Origin of the sequence: Winogradskyella haliclonae (genome assembly GCF_014635865.1) — a bacterium.
Classification (GTDB): Bacteria; Bacteroidota; Bacteroidia; order Flavobacteriales; family Flavobacteriaceae; genus Winogradskyella; species Winogradskyella haliclonae.
Genome location: NZ_BMDQ01000001.1, coordinates 1,413,825 through 1,429,537, shown reverse-complemented (window position 1 = coordinate 1,429,537; position 15,713 = coordinate 1,413,825). Strand labels below are relative to the sequence as shown.

Below are 15,713 nucleotides of genomic sequence, written 5' to 3'. Positions count from 1 at the left end.
ATGAAAAATAAGATTTTGTTTATCGTTACCCTCGTAGCAGTTTTCCTTTTAGGATTGTTAGCATCGAGTATTATTAACAGGAAATCAGAAGCTAAATACAGGTACACACCTGCAGTAAGTATTGCGGAAAATGAACCCCGAAATGAGGTTTGGGGTCAAAATTTTCCTAAAGAATATCAATCGTCGTTACAGACAAAAGATACAAACTTTATATCCTACCAAGGCGGATCAAAAATGCGTGACATGCTCGAGGAGGATCCAAGATTAGTCATTCTTTGGTCTGGCTATGGCTTTTCTAAAGATTATAACCAAGGCCGTGGGCATGCTTACGCTATAGAAGATATACATAACACGTTAAGAACTGGTGGCCCAAAAGGCGAAGGTGATGGTCCAATGCCAGCTACGTGTTGGACGTGTAAAAGTCCTGATGTACCACGTTTAATGAATGAAAAAGGTATTGCAGAATTTTACAGCGGAAAATGGGCAGACAAGGGATCTGAAGTTGTCAATTCTATTGGTTGTGCAGATTGCCACGATCCTAACAATATGAAGCTACGCATTACAAGACCAGCATTAGTTGAAGCTTTTGATGCTATGGGAAAAGATATCAATCAAGCAACACATAACGAAATGCGTTCGTTGGTTTGTGCGCAATGTCATGTAGAATATTATTTCAATAAAAAATTACCTGGTAAAGAAGGTGTACCATATTTGGTTTTGCCATGGAAAAATGGAATGACCGTAGAAGCTATGGAGAAATATTATGATGATTTAGAATTTTCAGATTGGACTCATGGTTTGAGTAAAGCTCCAATGTTAAAAGCACAGCATCCTGGATATGAAATTTTTAGTACCGGCGTGCATGCTGATAGAGGTGTGTCTTGTGCGGATTGCCATATGCCTTATAAAAGTGAAGGTGGACAAAAATTCACAGACCACCATATTCAATCGCCTTTAAATAATGTATCTAATGCTTGTCAGGTTTGTCATCGTGAAGAAACAAAAAACCTCATCAAAAATGTTTATGAACGTCAGCGAAAAGCAGCAGAAACACGTTTAAAGCTTGAGGATTTATTGGTTAAGTCGCATATCGAAGCAAAAAAATGCTGGGATTTAGGAGCTACTGAAGCGCAAATGAAAGATATCTTAACAGACATTCGTCACGCGCAATGGCGATGGGATTATTCTGCTGCCGCGCATGGAGGCTCTTTTCATTCGCCAGTAGAAACCGCACGTGTAATGGGTAGCGCTTTGGTTGTTGTGCAAGAAGCTCGGGTAAAATTAGCACGGTTATTATCTGATTTGGGGCATAATAAACCAGTAGAAATGCCAGATATTTCTACCAAAGAAAAAGCACAAGAGTTTATTGGTCTCGATATGGAAAAACTTCATGCTGATAAAGAAGCCTTTAAGAAAAACCTACTGCCAAAGTGGTTGGAAGAAGCTAAAGCAAGAGAAGACAAAATGCCTATTGTTAATACTGTTTCTGCAGTAGAAAAATAAAAGTGCATGAATAAACTATATCGGGTTTTTGCATCCTCTTCAATAGCCCTATTATTACTGCTGCTTTTCGCCATTGCAATGGCTGTGGCGACTTTTGTTGAAAATGATTTTGGAACTGCTACAGCGTGGAAAATCATTTATGATTCTTGGTGGTTTGAGTTGATAATGCTTGGACTTGGATTCTGCTTTATTGCCAATATTTTCAAATACAAACTTTATAAAAAACAGAAATGGGCAATATTGTTATTTCATATTGCTTTTATTGTTATTCTTATTGGCGCTGGAATTACTCGGTATTATTCTTATAGTGGTATAATGCGCATTCGTGAAGGTGCTAAAAGCAATACTATTATTTCTGATACTAACTTCTTACACGCTCATATATTTTCTAACGGAAAATCAAAAACTCTAAAAAAACCAATTGAGTTTTCGATGCTAAGCAATAACGATTTTGCAGTTGAGGGAGATATTGAGGGCAATCCTTTTAGAATTAGTTATAAAAATTTTGTAGCAGATGCTTTACCAGAAATAGTGCTTGATAGTGTTAAAGGTAAAGCATTAATAGAATTGGTAGTTTCTGCAGGTAATGGTAGAGAAACAGTGTTTTTAGAAAAAGGTGAAGTTGAAACTATTGGTATGCACCAGCATAAGATTGGTTTTGAAGTTGATGTGCCTGGAGTTATTAATATTACCGAAAATGACGAAGGTGAACTTGAGGTAAAATCTCCGCGACCATTAAGTACCTTTATAATGGCAACAGAAACGGCTTCTGTTATTCCAAAAGACACTTTAGTCTCTCTAAAATTACGAACATTATATAGAGATGGCGACGCCTCTTTTGTACCGTTGATGTATCATAAGAAAGCTAAAATTGACTTGGTAAGTGGTGCAGAAAAACCCAAAGATAATGATGAGGTAAAAGATGATGCTTTAGTATTAAGTGTTACTGTTAATGGACAAACCGAAGATATAACCCTATTGTACAGACAAGGGTTTTTACCAACAAACCATGAGCTTTCTATTGGTGGAATTGATTTTAATTTTTCATATGGAGCTGAGGCTATAACTGTACCTTTTGTAGTTCAGTTAGACGATTTTCAGTTAGAGCGCTATCCGGGTTCAACAAGTCCTTCAGCGTATGCCAGCGAAGTGCAAGTTTTGGATGGTGATAAAGAAATACCTTATCGAATTTACATGAATAACGTTTTAGACTATCAAGATTATCGGTTTTTTCAGGCAAGCTATGATACAGATGAATTAGGAACTGTTTTGGCAGTTAATTACGATAAATTAGGAACAAATGTGACATATTTAGGATACTACTTGATGATGACAGGTATGTTCTTTACATTATTTGGAAAGCAATCTCGTTTTAAAATTATCAATAAAAAACTGAAGAAACTTAAACATGTTAGCGTAGTAGTAGTCTTATTTTTTTGCGCTCAATCGGGTAGTTCGCAGAATAAGGATTCAACTATAGAAATCACAACAGAGCTTATAAAGCAACAAGAAGTTGATAAGCAACACGCTGAGTTGTTCGGTCGTTTGATGGTTCAAGATTTAGATGGTCGTATAAAACCTATGAACACATTAGCTTCAGAATTTATGCGAAAGCTTACGCGTCGACCATATTTTAGATTTACTAAAGATGATGAACAGGTAAGGCTAAATGCGGATCAAGCGTTTTTAGCAATGCAAGCTAATCCTGTATTATGGAATCAAATCCCACTCATAAAAGTTGACACGGAAAAAGGAGGAGACCTTTTTTCTGGCTTAGAAAAATCGGATGATGATTTGGTCGCTTTTACCGAGTTTTTAGATGCCAAAGGCAGTTACATTTTAGCTGAAGTTGTTGAACAAGCCAATCAAAAAAAACCCGCTGAACGAAATGAATTTGATAAGGAAGTTATAAAGGTGGATGAACGTTTCAACATCCTTTTCAATCTATTCTCTGGGAACTACCTAAAGATTTTTCCAAATAAAAATGATAAGAACGATACATGGTTTAGCTATACGCATCATTTTAGGGATTTTCCAACAGAAGATGGGCGTTTTGCTAAGGGTATTATTCCAAATTACTACCAAGATGTAAATGCTAAAAATTGGATAGAGGCTAGTGATAAGTTAGAATATATTAAAACGTATCAAGATGTTTTGGGTAAGAAAATTATTCCAAATCGGGAACGTATTGAAGGTGAGTTACTTTACAACCAATTGAATCTTAATTTTTGGCTATTTCAGGTATTTTTTACACTCGGAGGAATATTGCTTGTATTAGCTGTAGCAAAAATTGTAACTCAAAATAGACTTGTAAAAGTCTTATGGAATGCCTTTGTAATAATGACTCTTTTAGGTTTAGTGTTGTTTGCTGGGAATATTATTTTGCGTTGGTATGTTGCACAGCATGCGCCTTGGAGTAATGGATACGAAATGTTAGTGTTTGTGTCTTGGGTATTATTACTATGTGGCTTCTTAACCTTTAGGAAATCTGATTTTGCATTACCATTGACTACACTGTTTACAGGAGCATTGTTATTTGTGAGCTATTTGGATTGGTTGAGTCCTGAAATTACCAATCTAATGCCAGTCCTTAAATCATTTTGGCTAAAAGTACATGTGGCAACCATTGTTAGCAGTTATGCGCCTTTAGCACTATCCTTCTTATTAGGGTTTATGGCGTTATTATTAATCATATTTCGAAATTCGAAGAATAAAGAATTATTGACTGTAAAAATTAAGGAACTATCCTATATTAATGAAATCGCTATGACCATTGGCTTATTTGTTTTAGCTGTAGGCACTTTTTTAGGAGGTATATGGGCCAATGAAAGTTGGGGAAGATATTGGGCTTGGGATCCAAAAGAAACATGGGCATTAATTAGTATAATTGTATATGCAATTGTATTGCATTTACGTTTCGTACCTGCTCTAAACAATAACTACATATTGAATACAGCAAGTGTTTTTGCATTTGGCTCTATTATAATGACATCCTTTGGTGTTAACTACTATTTATCTGGTTTGCATAGTTATGCGGCTGGTGACCCCTTACCAATTCCAAAATTCATATATGTTTTAATTTTTGTTGTAATCATCGTTACCGTTCTAGGTTACTATCGCCATAAAATTCATAGAACTAAAAAAGCCACTATTGAATGACCATAACGATTATTATTTTGATGGTAACAATTGTTTTATTTATCTGGGGAAAATTCTCTCCTGACATTGTTGCCCTATTGTCAATGATGAGCCTTTTCTTATTTGGAATTATCACAGTTGACGAGGCATTAAGTGGATTTAGTAATCCAACAGTAATAATGATTGCTTCTTTATTTATAATTGGTGAAGGACTGTCCTTGACTGGTTGGACAGCGTTAGCGGGTCAAAAATTTGTTCAATGGGCAGGCAAAAGTGTTCCAAAGCTCCTAGTTTTAGTTACGCTTGGTTCTGGAGTATTATCAGGTTTTGTGAGTAATACAGGTACTGTTGCAACACTACTTCCGGTTACGGTATCATCGGCATATACTATAGGAACATTGCCATCAAAATTATTGATGCCAGTTGCCTTTGGTTCTAATACAGGAGGCTTATTGACTTTAACGGGAACACCCCCAAATATTATCGCAAGTAATGCATTACAAGAAGCTGGATTGGAGCCTTTTTCCTTCTTCGAATTTGCGCTCATAGGAGTACCATTATTGCTAATTGCTTTATTATATTTCAGATTTATAGGCTATAAACTTTTGCCCTCAAAGAAAAGTGAAAATCAACCTTTGAGTATTGATTCGGAATTGCATGAATGGATAAAAAACTATGCTATAGGAGACAATTTATATAGATTACGTATACGATCAATGTCTTCTCTTATAGGAACTACTATAGGGCAATGGGATTTTGAAAGGGATTATAATATTTCAATAGTTAGATTAAAAAGAAGACACCCAAAGCCAATTAAAGGAATTAAATCTTTTGTTGAATTTCCAGATAAACTTACTGAACTGCGTTATCATGATATTATTACGGTGAAAGGTGAAACTGAGAATATAGATAAGTTTATTTTACGGTTTCATTTGGGCATTCTTCCATTTGAAAGTAATCAAGAAGAATTAAAGGAAGAACTTTTAAATCAGGAAGTTGGTATGGCAGAAATGATTGTAACACCAAAATCATTATTTCTAGGCCATAATTTACCGATGGGGTATTATATTGAACAGGCTGGTATACAACTGCTATCAGCCTCTAGAAATAACAAGCCATTAACTGATAAAAACGTGGCGGTAAAAGCTGGTGATGCCTTCATTATTAGGGGAACTTGGGAAAAGATAGAAGCCCTTAAAAATACCTATAAGAACCTTGTGATTTCTGGTAGCCCTGAAAGTTTAATTAAAAGTTTGGATAAATTAACTTATAAATCTTACCTAGCCTTAGGCACTTTAATACTAATGATTCTGCTTCTGGTTTTTAAAGTTCTACCAGGAGCTATGGCAGCAATGCTTTGCGCAGGAATTATGTTAATTACCGGTTGCGTTCCCATGGCAAAAGCGTATAAAGGAATAAGTTGGATAAGCGTTATTATGATTGCTGCCATGATACCTATGGGTATTGCTTTACAGAAAACCGGTATCGCAGATATAGCGGCTAATGGACTTGTTTCAAGCTTAGGAAACATTCATCCAATTGCATTATTAGCAGGGGTATTTCTATTAACCTCAGGATTTAGCCAAGCCATAAACAATTCAGCAACTGCTGTATTAATGGCTCCAATAGCCATATTGGCAGCAAGTTCATTAGGGATATCTCCAGAACCATTTATGATTGTAGTTGCTATAAGTGCTTCCACGGCTTTTTTAACGCCTGTAGGTACTACAACTAATGCTATGGTTATGGCAGCAGGTGATTATAAGTTTACAGATTATTTAAAAGTTGGGACACCTTTACTAATTTTATTTTTAATAATATCAATGATTATAGTACCTGTAATATGGCCGTTTTAATTTAAAAAAACCACAATGGATTTAGTATTTATTAGTTGTCTAAAATTAGTTTTACTTGTGTCTCCTTTAATATCCATTGGAACTTATGGTTATATTAAGGTAAAAAGGGAATTTTCAGAAATGAAGAAACCTTAAACCTATTTTATCTGTTTTGCAACAATAGTCGTAAATCTTTCTAAAACTTGTTTTGCAGATTTTGGATCTATAGCTTCAACCTCATAAACTCCAGCGAGTTGGCTGGTCTTTGGTAAGGATAAATCATAAACTACAGCTTCTAAAGTATAAACTGTAGACTCAAGAAAAGATTCATATATTTCTGGTTCAGAATTTCTGTCTACAGGTCTGAGAGAACTTGATAAGTATTCTATAGAGTTTATATTGTAATAGTCTACAAAAGAAAAACCATATTTACCTTTAATGTTACTCGAAGAAGTTTCAGAATTAATGACTGGTTCAGGCTTTAATGTTTTTTTACTTCTCAAAGAGGTTACAAGAATACTTTCAACACCTTTCGATTTAAACAAGTTTACTATCTTTTTAACCTCTTCAGCGTCAGTATTCCGATTTTCTTTTAGGTTTGGGAAAAGTTCATATGCTGCAACAGCTTCAAAACCTTCTTTACTCAATTTATGTACTAATTCGTTTTCATATGCTTTTCTAACTTTTAAGTCTTCGGACTTAGCAATTACAAGTATTTTTTTTCCTTTTAATGTATGCTCATCGATAGTAAAACTAGTTTCGGCTAATTTTACGGATGCGCAATTATTAAAAAGAATTACGGATAGAATTAGAAGTAAAATATTTTTAATTTTCATGATTTTTAAAGCTTGCTTTTATAATACCCTCTTTTATAGTATGGTTGACTAATTTTTTGCAAAAAGTATTTGCTGCAGATTCTAAAGAGCTTGGGTCAATTAAAGCAGATTCACCAGTCCATGCCCATGTGTCTTGGTTTTCTGTTAGTTCTCCCTTTAAGTCATACAATACGGCTTCTATAACATAAGATTTGGTTTGCTCGTAATAACCTGACTCTCTCAAAGTAACATACCTTCTATAAATATGCCTACCTACTCTGTAATATCCGACAGGAACAGAACGTATATTACCTTCACGATAACGATGTTCATCTTTAACATCTACAAGGCTTATCGTAATTATTCCATCAAGATTATTTTCTTTTATAATCTTAATAAGGTTTTCAGGTTCTTGTTCGGCCTGGCTCATATTTTGTGGAAACATATCAATACCCATTACGGCATTAATACCATTTTCTTTATAAAGAGAAACAGCCTCTTTCTCAAAAGCTAATCTAGAAGTCAGTCTATCATTTACACCAATGATTGCTATTCTTTTGTATTCTCTATTTTGATAATTATCATTTACAAAACTGGATGATAATTTTGGTGAGCATGATACTGATAAAATTAAGAGTAAAAAAAGGCTAAATCTTAGCATTATTTTTTGTTATAATTCGGCTGTAAATATAACAATTTCTCTATTTTTAAGGTGTGTTATTTTTTGTTTAAAATATTCCAATAGCTTTTATTTAATGAAGTTTGTAAAATCCTCTCTTTTAATATTAACAACTCTAGTATGCGTTTACGCAAACTCCCAAATTGCTGACTCCAATTCGATTGCATTTAGAAAAGGAAGATGGTTTACCGGTTTATCAGGATCTATTAGTTCTACAACTATTAGAATAAATTCTCTAGATCAAGAAACCTCAACAAATAACTACGGTATTAATATACAGAGTGGTAAATTTTTAAAGGATAGATTTTTAGTTGGTGGGCGCTTACAGATTAATAGAATTAATACGAGTGGTAATGTAGACCAACAAACAGAAACTCTTTTTATAGGGCCATTTTCTAACTACTATTTCAATGTCAATAAAACTGGAGGGTTATTTATAACTGCAGCTGTTGGATATACTAGATATAGTAATGAGGTTGATTTCACCCAAAATTTAATGACTGTCAATGAATTTTCTGAAGGCAGTGGTTTAGGTTCCATATTTAGTCTGGGTTATTCTTATACTATAACAGATAATGTTGCTTTCGATTTAGGCATTAATGTGAATTTATTTTGGTTAGATGTTGAACAAGAATCAATACCTTCTAACGTGAAAACGAATTACAGTATAAGTTCTAACGATATATCGTTATCATTTGGGTTTAATATTTTATTAGATGATTTCTTTTTTTAAATGAGAATTAGACTATTACACATATTGCTCTTTAGTGTTTCACTTTCGCTTTTTGGTCAGAGAAAAGATGAAAACAATGTTATAAAAACAGACACCATAGCTTCGAACAAAAACTATCAGTTAATAGCCATTCCAATTGCTTTTTACACTCCAGAAACCGATTTTGGTTTTGGTGGAGGAGGGCAATTATTTTTCCTAAGCGAAAAGAATCGGTATAAAAATAGACTTTCTAATATTCTTTTTAGCGGTATCTACACCTTGAATGAGCAAATAATACTGGAGGTAACGCCACAAGTTTATTTGGGTTCTGGAGATTATTTTATTGATGCTCACTATTTACTCGAAGTGTATCCTAATTTGTTTTGGGGTATAGGGAACAATACACCAGATGCTAATGAGGAAGTGTATAACCAAACGACTCATGCTCTAAATATAGCTTTCTTAAAGCGTCTGCCTTCAAATTTAAATTTTGGTTTTCAGTTTACCTACAAGAATCACGAGGTTACTGAGGTTGAATCAAATGGTTTGTTAGATACGGGTAGTATTACAGGAAGTAATAGTGCTATTATCGTAGGTTTAGGGGCTGTATTTAATTACGACACAAGAGATAATACAGGTTCACCAAATAAAGGCTACTATTATCAAGCAAAGGCTCAGTTTGCGAGTAAGATTTTGGGCTCTAGTAATCAATTCAATAAATTTATTTTAGATTTACGAGAGTATTTACCCGTTGGAAAAAAAAGTTTGCTAGCCTTTCAGTTGTATTCTGAGAGTAATTTTGGAGATGTACCATTTCAGGCTTTGGCTAGTTATGGTGGTGGAAATAGAGCAAGAGGTTACTTCTTTGGACGTTTTTTAGATAAAAATATGTACGTCTCTCAAACAGAATACAGATGGAGATTTAAGCCTAGATGGACTATCAATGCATTTGCTTTAGCTGGGGAAGTAGCAGAGAAACCTGAGGATTTTTTTAATATAAAAAACATAAAGTCTAGCCTCGGTTTAGGAGTCAGATTCAAAATTTTTAAGGATAAAGACACCTGGTTACGATTTGATTACGGCCAAGGCGTACAGGGTAATTCGGGAATTTACTTTGGAATAAATGAGGCATTTTAAAATCCTTAAGCTCTTATTTATTCATATTGTTAATCTCGTCAATATAAATAGACTCAGTTAACGGTTCATTGGACTTAAATAAATCCAATGATTTTAACACAATATATTTTATGTTAATAGAACTAAAGCCAATGGCAACGCCAATGCGCTCAAGCCATTCATTTTTGTTTGTATTTTGATAATCATTGGTAAAGATGACATTAATAATTTGGTAAAATGCTTTTAATCGTTCATTTCTAGTTGTTACTGGGGTAATATCAAAACTGTCATAAGAGTCTAATAATTCGAAGTACTCAGAAGAAGAAATCCCCAGTTTTTTACCAAATTCTTGTAAAATTCTTTTTTCATCTATTGATGAATTACCTTCTCGAAGGGTAATCTTCATAATTGAAGCAAAGGCGGCAAAATATTTACTAGTTTCACTCATAGCTATATCAAATTTTCATTAATTAATGAAATTACCTTTAATATAAAAATTCTATTGGAAAGATAATTTATTTGAGGTGAGTACAAAACCAAATTAGATTAAAATTACATTTATTACCTAATTTGTTGTTAGCAATTGAAATCTAATTAGTACTTTGAATTTATAATTTCCAACCATTTTAAACTCATTATAAATGAAGACTATTCTCTTTACTCTTTTACTCGTCACCATTTGTATGACTACTGTAAATTCTCAAGATTTATCTGAGGTTTACAATAAGGTAAGCCCAGCAGTAGTTGCCATATTTACCCAAGAAGAAACATTAACTACGACTAACGACAATAAGACTGTAGTGTCTACAAAAAATGGATTAGGCTCAGGTTTTATGATTACTAATAAGCTAGTAGTCACAGCGGCACATGTTGTAAAAGTACCTGAAAAATTAATAGTTCAGTTCTCTGATGGCGAAACCATACCTGCAAAAGTTGTGACTTCTTATGAAGCTGCTGATATAGCTTTAATTGAATTGTTTATACCCAAAATTAATGCTGTTACTGTCAGCTTTGGTGATTCAGGTAGTATGAAAATTGGAAATCAGGTTTTTGTAGTAGGCGTTCCTCTTGGTGTTGGGTTTTCAATGTCATCAGGTTATATTAGTGCATTTAAAAAAGAAAGCTTAGGGGAAAATCCTTTTACAACTACAGATTTTATTCAAACTGATGCTGCCATAAATCAAGGAAACTCTGGTGGGCCTATGTTTAATTTAAAAGGAGAAGTCATAGGAATTGTAAGTCATATAAAGACAAAATCTGGCGGGTCTGATGGCATTGGGTTCGCTACAAGTTCAAACTTAGCGGCAAAGTTGCTCTTAAATAATAAGATGCCATGGTTTGGAGCAGAATTTCATACGCTAAAAGATAAAGAAGCCAAAATTTTTAATCTACCACAGAAATATGGCTTGTTAGTTCAAAGAGTGGCATCATCCTCGATTTTTGATAAAATGGGTGTCAAAGGTGGTGATACTGAAATTTCAATTGGAAACCAAAAGTTTATTGCTGGTGGAGATATTATACTTGCATTCAATAGCATTAGGTTTGAACTCTCAGACGAAGCACTGTTGAAATTAGCTGATTTTGCCAAATCAATTGGAGATAAACCTAAATTTAATATAACCGTATTAAGAGCAGGTAAATTATTGACTTTGGAATATAGTCCTTAAATTCAATCTCATAATTCTATAGAAAAAAGAAAATCCTTTATTATGAAAAAAATAACTTTAGCTATTCTTTGTTCAATTTCCATTATAGCTTGCTCAAATAACAAATCAGAAACAAAAAAAACCATTACATCAAAATATTCTGTTGAAGAATTTATATCTGGTGACAAAGAAGTTCAACATATTTGGTATGAAAATCGTATGAGTGAAATGGGGCTTAAAGACGAAGCACGTGATAATTATAGTATTATTGTTAAGTATTATAGTCTTAAAATGAAACAACTGGAAAACAACAAGTTAAGCGATACAGAATTACAAAGAGAATTTCCTAAGCTAATAAGGAAACTAAATAAAGATGTTTCTAAATATTTATCAGAGGAACAATTTCAAACACACAAAGAAAGTTGGAAGACTATCTTGGTAGCTATATATCAAAGAAAGGGTTGGGAACTGAATTTAAGTCAATATAATCCTTTTTAAGGATAATGTCTACTGATTTAGATTTTTAACCTCATCCATAAAATACTCTTTAGTTACATTTATGTTGTCAGCAAAGACATCAAGAGATTTGGCCACTATATACTTTACATTGCTTGGGTCAAATCCTAGAGCTTTTCCTACCCTTTTTAACCAAATTTCTTTGCTTTCAGGAGACAAAGTATCTTCTGTACAAACTATTTTAACAATTTCATAAAGAGCATCTAACCTCTGTTCATATAAATGAGGTGCTTTAATCTCATGTGAAGTATAGGTGTTAGAGATTGTTACATATTCCTCATCAGTTATACTTAACCTTTTTGCAAAATTCACTAAAAATTGCTTTTCTTCATTAGAAGCATCTTCATCTCTTAAAGTAATTTTCATTATGCCAGCTAATGCGTCATGATATATGCTTTTGGGGTGTGAATGTTGTTTGCTCATTTTTCTATTTAAAATTCTAAAACTTTTCTGTTATTAAATTTAATAAAATAATAATTAGTATAATAAACTATCTAAAACTCGGTTAAAATCGTTATCAAGGAAATTTGGATTATGAATACAGATGACACCGAACTTACACAAATAAAACTACTGAAAGGTGGTGCTCCTTATTTTACACCTGATGGTAGAATAGTTTCATTCAGAATTCGCAAATAAAAAAAGTGAGATAAGTGTAGCGTGTTTAAACCTTAGAACATAGCTATCAAAAACTAATGTCCAACATTTAAAAATAAATTATGAGATTAAAAAATATAGTTCTCACGATTGTAATGACTTTGTTGAATCTACAAATGTGATACATAAAGTATCCCCTACTATTTATAGGCCTTCCAAGAAATATGGGACAATTACTAATTAGTATTAATACTATCACAAGGTCTTACCCTAGAATTAATGATTGTTCTAGTTATTGGATCAGTATAAACATTATCGAAAATAGGATGCTCTCCATCATCAGTAAAAAAATCAACAATGTTATTATGTCTAGTATAGTGAATAATTGCCTCCCCATCTTTGAAAAATGTTGAATCCTTGCATACGTCTATTTTCCTAAATTTTTTCAAAACCACTTCATCTAATTTCTTCTCATTATCCAAACCAGAACACCTTATTTTTTCATAATGGTCATCAACCCATATCATACAGTTCTTTTTATAATATTTTAAAATAAATACTAACAACGATATTAATAAAACAAAACTTAATATTCGACAGAGAAATAATTTGCGTCTTAATTTTCTCTTCTTCTTTTCTTTCTCTTCTCTTGCAACAAACTCTTCAAAGTTTTCAAAGCCTAAATAATTACTGAGAACATCCAAATTATATTTAGTTGGTTTTGTTCTTTCAAGTTCATTATCCAATATATAACCATTATAGTATTTAGTTAGATTCCGTTCTTTAATCTTTTCATTTAACTCTTTCATTAAATAAACACAAATCCCGTTTGGAGTAACTTCATTTGAGTCATTCTTAGCTTTCTCAAATACATGACTCATTAAATCTTGTGTTTGATTAAGTATTCTTTCCTTTGGTTGTTTTAAAAATTCCATTTCACACAGTTATTATAATCAGAACTTTACACGCATTTTTTTCATTACAAAAAGAATACAAAAAGAATGCAAAAGCTTTACTAACGATTTTTATTAAGTCATTACGAAATTGCCACTAATAATCAATTCTAGTTATGCATTGCTAACATAACTAATGTACAAAATTGATTGCTACGGAATACCGTAAAGTAATGCCTGTATAGATGTCTTGGGAACTTCTATCAAGTATTACAATACACTTTCCCACTTCCCAAAAGAAACAAATGTATAACCCGAAAGGGTTGCACAAAACTTATCTGAAAAACTTCGGACGGCAACCCTTTTACCAAAATTTTAGAGAAATGAAAAAAGTAATATATCTTTTTGCAATACTTTTTATTGCATTAAATTTTAGCTCGTGTAATCCCGAGAGTTTAACAGATGAAGTTGCACAACAAGCCTGTTGCGATGGAAGTGGAGAAATTGACCCGCCACCACCGCCACCACCTGGAAGTGGTGGGTAATAATTAATTTGTTACTATTTTAGAGGAATGAAACCAATTAAAACTTCATTCCTCTTTTTTTTATTGTCCTTATTGTGTTTTAATAAACACATAGAAGCTCAAAATAATCCAGATAGTACATACTTTTATGTGGAGTCAATCAAAAGCTCCAAAAAAAATAATGATGTAGTTAATGCCATCTTATACCTTCAAAACCTAAACAATCTTCACAAAAAAGACGATAACATTCTGGCATTAGTATATAATTTAACCTACATAGCTAGTGCTCAAAAAAAAATTGGATTCATATACGAGGCTGAAAAAACTGCAATTGAAGCAATAAAATTATTAGATCAGATTGAGGGAAAAAATAATGATTACAGAATACCTTTAAATAACTTTTTAGGAAATTTATATCTAGATTATGAAGATTACAATACTTCTCTTAAATATTACAATTCGGTTTTAGATTTAAATAACAATTCTAAAAATAGAGTTACTATTATTAATAATATAGGAAAAGTTTATTTAGAACAAAAAGACTATAATTCTTCCATAGAGTTCTTTAAAGAATCATATTTAAATAGTTTAAATTTTAACAAAAAGGAAAATACTGCCAGAGCTTTGGATAATTTGGGCTTTGCACAATCCAAAATAGAAAATCCTGATGCCTTAACAAGTTTAACAGAAGCTATGGAAATAAGGCTAAAGTTAAATTATACCCCTGGAATTATAGAAAGCTATATACATATAGGGGAATACTATAAAGATAGAAATAACGAAATAAAAGCTTTAGAATATGCCAATAGAGCTATCGAAGTTGCTGAAGCTAGCGGAAATAGTGATTATTTATTAAATACTTTATCATTCTACAGCAGTTTAAATAAGGACTCAAAAATTCTAAAATTAAACAAACTAGAAGACAGTATTAATAAAAGTAACAGATTAGCACAAAATAAATATGCATCAAAAAAATATGCTTTTGAAAAGCAAGAAAAGATAGCAAACGAAGCAAAACTCAAATTAAAAGATAGTGAGCTCGAGAATGAACGTCAAAAAAACATAAATTTAATCTATCTATTCATTGGATTATCTATTCTACTACTTTCTATTTTTTTATACTTCTTTTTAAAATCAAAGCACAAAAAAGACAAGATTAAAGAGGCTTATCTAAAAGAAACTGAATTATCAAAAAAAGTGCATGATGAATTAGCAAATGACATGTCTGACCTTATGAATTTCGTCGAGAATGATATAGAAGTTACTCAAGCTAAAAAATCATTGCTTTTAGATAATATCGAAGATATTTATTTACGCACAAGAGATATTTCTACTGAAACAGGAAGCATTGAATTAGCTAATTTCTCCGATAGCATTAAGCATTTATTGATGCAGCATAATAAACCAGAGACCAAGGTAGTTACTAATGATATAAATAAGATAGATTGGCAGAGCATAGAAGAGCATAAAAAAGTGGTAATCTACAGGTGCTTACAGGAGCTATTAGTCAATATGAAAAAACATAGTAAGGCAAAAGTCGTCAGTATTGTATTTAAAAATCATAACAGGAAAAAAGAAATTAAATATGTCGACGATGGCATAGGTTTTTCTGTCAATGGAACAAAATTAAATGGATTGGCAAATGTGGAATCCCGTATCAATGGTATTGGTGGAAGTTTTAACTTCACAACTTCGAAAGGAAATGGTTTTAAGGCCACTTTAGAATTTAATAGTTAAAT

General features: G+C 32.5%; 14 protein-coding genes. 9 read left to right on the top strand and 5 right to left on the bottom strand.

The annotated features are described in order from the left end of the window. The 3 genes from nrfA to IEV10_RS06530 are packed head-to-tail and all read left to right on the top strand — an operon-like array spanning position 1 to position 6,497. Positions 1-1,503 (top strand): ammonia-forming cytochrome c nitrite reductase, encoded by a 1,503-nt coding sequence (gene nrfA / locus IEV10_RS06540; RefSeq protein ID WP_188373879.1) that lies wholly within the window; start codon positions 1-3, stop codon positions 1,501-1,503. A gap of 6 nt (positions 1,504-1,509) precedes the next feature. Further along, positions 1,510-4,662, top strand: a complete 3,153-nt coding sequence (locus IEV10_RS06535) for a cytochrome c biogenesis protein (protein ID WP_229719614.1) — start codon at positions 1,510-1,512, stop codon at positions 4,660-4,662. After that, on the top strand, positions 4,659-6,497 hold the full coding sequence (locus IEV10_RS06530; protein WP_188373878.1) for an SLC13 family permease: 1,839 nt from the start codon (positions 4,659-4,661) through the stop codon (positions 6,495-6,497). The genes IEV10_RS06535 and IEV10_RS06530 overlap by 4 nt, the downstream gene beginning before the upstream one ends. A 137-nt stretch (positions 6,498-6,634) precedes the next feature. Here the strand turns inward: IEV10_RS06530 and IEV10_RS06525 are convergent, their stop codons facing one another. Next, on the bottom strand, positions 6,635-7,312 hold the full coding sequence (locus IEV10_RS06525; protein ID WP_188373877.1) for a hypothetical protein: 678 nt from the start codon (positions 7,310-7,312) through the stop codon (positions 6,635-6,637). After that, positions 7,302-7,952 carry a hypothetical protein gene (locus IEV10_RS06520; protein WP_188373876.1) on the bottom strand — a complete coding sequence of 217 codons (651 nt, stop codon included), beginning with the start codon at positions 7,950-7,952 and terminating at the stop codon, positions 7,302-7,304. Before IEV10_RS06520 ends, IEV10_RS06525 begins: the two co-directional genes overlap by 11 nt. A 94-nt stretch (positions 7,953-8,046) precedes the next feature. Between IEV10_RS06520 and IEV10_RS06515 the strand changes: the two genes are divergently transcribed. Together IEV10_RS06515 and IEV10_RS06510 are read left to right on the top strand one after the other, a co-directional pair. Then, complete coding sequence (locus IEV10_RS06515; RefSeq protein WP_188373875.1) at positions 8,047-8,703, top strand: DUF481 domain-containing protein; 657 nt, start codon at positions 8,047-8,049, stop codon at positions 8,701-8,703. Further along, the gene (locus IEV10_RS06510) at positions 8,704-9,819 is read left to right on the top strand and encodes a BamA/TamA family outer membrane protein (RefSeq protein WP_188373874.1); all 1,116 of its coding nucleotides are present in this window, start codon (positions 8,704-8,706) and stop codon (positions 9,817-9,819) included. It abuts the gene before it with no gap. A gap of 13 nt (positions 9,820-9,832) precedes the next feature. Here IEV10_RS06510 and IEV10_RS06505 read toward each other — a convergent pair whose 3' ends face one another. Further along, positions 9,833-10,246, bottom strand: a complete 414-nt coding sequence (locus IEV10_RS06505) for a hypothetical protein (protein WP_188373873.1) — start codon at positions 10,244-10,246, stop codon at positions 9,833-9,835. Between the two features lie 193 nt (positions 10,247-10,439). Here IEV10_RS06505 and IEV10_RS06500 point away from each other — a divergent pair, with 193 nt between their 5' ends. Together IEV10_RS06500 and IEV10_RS06495 are read left to right on the top strand one after the other, a co-directional pair. Next, entirely contained in the window at positions 10,440-11,465 is a 1,026-nt protein-coding gene (locus IEV10_RS06500; protein WP_188373872.1) for a S1C family serine protease, read from the top strand. A 42-nt stretch (positions 11,466-11,507) separates the two neighbouring features. Then, positions 11,508-11,942: a hypothetical protein gene (locus IEV10_RS06495; RefSeq protein WP_188373871.1), complete on the top strand. Its 435-nt coding sequence runs from the start codon at positions 11,508-11,510 to the stop codon at positions 11,940-11,942. A 9-nt stretch (positions 11,943-11,951) separates the two neighbouring features. Here IEV10_RS06495 and IEV10_RS06490 read toward each other — a convergent pair whose 3' ends face one another. Both IEV10_RS06490 and IEV10_RS06485 read right to left on the bottom strand, forming a co-directional pair. Continuing rightward, positions 11,952-12,383 (bottom strand): hypothetical protein, encoded by a 432-nt coding sequence (locus tag IEV10_RS06490; protein WP_188373870.1) that lies wholly within the window; start codon positions 12,381-12,383, stop codon positions 11,952-11,954. Positions 12,384-12,793: 410 nt separating this feature from the next. Then, positions 12,794-13,492, bottom strand: a complete 699-nt coding sequence (locus tag IEV10_RS06485) for a hypothetical protein (RefSeq protein ID WP_188373869.1) — start codon at positions 13,490-13,492, stop codon at positions 12,794-12,796. A 341-nt stretch (positions 13,493-13,833) separates the two neighbouring features. Here IEV10_RS06485 and IEV10_RS06480 point away from each other — a divergent pair, with 341 nt between their 5' ends. Together IEV10_RS06480 and IEV10_RS06475 are read left to right on the top strand one after the other, a co-directional pair. After that, entirely contained in the window at positions 13,834-13,995 is a 162-nt protein-coding gene (locus IEV10_RS06480; RefSeq protein ID WP_188373868.1) for a hypothetical protein, read from the top strand. A 27-nt stretch (positions 13,996-14,022) separates the two neighbouring features. Beyond that, positions 14,023-15,711, top strand: coding sequence for a tetratricopeptide repeat-containing sensor histidine kinase (locus tag IEV10_RS06475; RefSeq protein ID WP_188373867.1), 1,689 nt, complete (start codon positions 14,023-14,025; stop codon positions 15,709-15,711). Positions 15,712-15,713: the final 2 nt, after the last annotated feature.

What these genes read in the sequence shown, in the direction of transcription:
- IEV10_RS06525 (WP_188373877.1), bottom strand. Translation starts at nt 7,312, where the DNA reads ATGAAAATTAAAAATATTTTACTTCTAATTCTATCCGTAATTCTTTTT.
- IEV10_RS06530 (WP_188373878.1), top strand. Translation starts at nt 4,659, where the DNA reads ATGACCATAACGATTATTATTTTGATGGTAACAATTGTTTTATTTATC.
- IEV10_RS06485 (WP_188373869.1), bottom strand. Translation starts at nt 13,492, where the DNA reads ATGGAATTTTTAAAACAACCAAAGGAAAGAATACTTAATCAAACACAA.
- IEV10_RS06495 (WP_188373871.1), top strand. Translation starts at nt 11,508, where the DNA reads ATGAAAAAAATAACTTTAGCTATTCTTTGTTCAATTTCCATTATAGCT.
- IEV10_RS06520 (WP_188373876.1), bottom strand. Translation starts at nt 7,952, where the DNA reads ATGCTAAGATTTAGCCTTTTTTTACTCTTAATTTTATCAGTATCATGC.
- IEV10_RS06500 (WP_188373872.1), top strand. Translation starts at nt 10,440, where the DNA reads ATGAAGACTATTCTCTTTACTCTTTTACTCGTCACCATTTGTATGACT.
- IEV10_RS06505 (WP_188373873.1), bottom strand. Translation starts at nt 10,246, where the DNA reads ATGAGTGAAACTAGTAAATATTTTGCCGCCTTTGCTTCAATTATGAAG.
- nrfA (WP_188373879.1), top strand. Translation starts at nt 1, where the DNA reads ATGAAAAATAAGATTTTGTTTATCGTTACCCTCGTAGCAGTTTTCCTT.
- IEV10_RS06480 (WP_188373868.1), top strand. Translation starts at nt 13,834, where the DNA reads ATGAAAAAAGTAATATATCTTTTTGCAATACTTTTTATTGCATTAAAT.
- IEV10_RS06475 (WP_188373867.1), top strand. Translation starts at nt 14,023, where the DNA reads ATGAAACCAATTAAAACTTCATTCCTCTTTTTTTTATTGTCCTTATTG.
- IEV10_RS06535 (WP_229719614.1), top strand. Translation starts at nt 1,510, where the DNA reads ATGAATAAACTATATCGGGTTTTTGCATCCTCTTCAATAGCCCTATTA.
- IEV10_RS06515 (WP_188373875.1), top strand. Translation starts at nt 8,047, where the DNA reads ATGAAGTTTGTAAAATCCTCTCTTTTAATATTAACAACTCTAGTATGC.
- IEV10_RS06490 (WP_188373870.1), bottom strand. Translation starts at nt 12,383, where the DNA reads ATGAGCAAACAACATTCACACCCCAAAAGCATATATCATGACGCATTA.
- IEV10_RS06510 (WP_188373874.1), top strand. Translation starts at nt 8,704, where the DNA reads ATGAGAATTAGACTATTACACATATTGCTCTTTAGTGTTTCACTTTCG.